Origin of the sequence: Acinetobacter sp. Colony158, from assembly GCF_019264745.1 — a bacterium.
Taxonomy (GTDB): domain Bacteria; phylum Pseudomonadota; class Gammaproteobacteria; order Pseudomonadales; family Moraxellaceae; genus Acinetobacter; species Acinetobacter ursingii.
In genome coordinates this window covers 1,125,727-1,126,323 of the sequence record NZ_CP078523.1, presented here as the reverse complement: position 1 = coordinate 1,126,323, position 597 = coordinate 1,125,727, and the positions used below count along the sequence as shown (strand labels likewise).

Sequence of the window (597 nt, the reverse complement as noted above, 5' to 3'; positions counted from 1 at the left end):
AGAAAGTGCCTGATTGACATACAAATTAATCAGCTTCTGACGTGAACCGATCGAACGTTGATAATAACTTGAATTAAGCAGTAACGCCGCGCCATAGGTCAGTGACCAGATATAAGACAAGTAATCACGGATGGACATGTCGTAATTGACTGATTTCAAATAGGCTTCGGTAATCTCTTTAATTGCCAGAATACGTTCCTGACGAATGTCATATAGTTCTTTAAACAAATGATTCAGCTTAGACTCACTCATGGTGAGGTTTTCTTCGAGCTGATGCAGCAAAATAGTTCTGGCTGGCGCAAGTAAATGATGCAGCATATAAATCGGTGCATATTCCTTAAAGTTGCTATTGTGCTTTTGCGAGATATCTAAGAGTTTTTTCTCATTCTCAATCACCAATTCCAGTAACAGCTCATTTTTACTTTTAAAATGTTTATATAGCGTACCTTTGGCAATATCCAGCTCGGCGACCAGTTCATCTAGGGTGATTTCCTGATTATTTTCCAGCAATAGCTTTTCGGCAACATTTAATATGCGTTCCTTGCGAATTAAAAATTGTTGATGACGATCTGGATTCATAACAGTTCCTATCACAGC

1 protein-coding gene is annotated in these 597 nt (G+C 38.4%); it reads right to left on the bottom strand.

All coding sequences use genetic code 11. The annotated features are described in order from the left end of the window. The coding region (locus JR005_RS04355; RefSeq protein WP_218665621.1) for a TetR/AcrR family transcriptional regulator at positions 1-579 on the bottom strand (579 nt) is incomplete at its 3' end. Between the last annotated feature and the right edge of the window lie 18 nt (positions 580-597).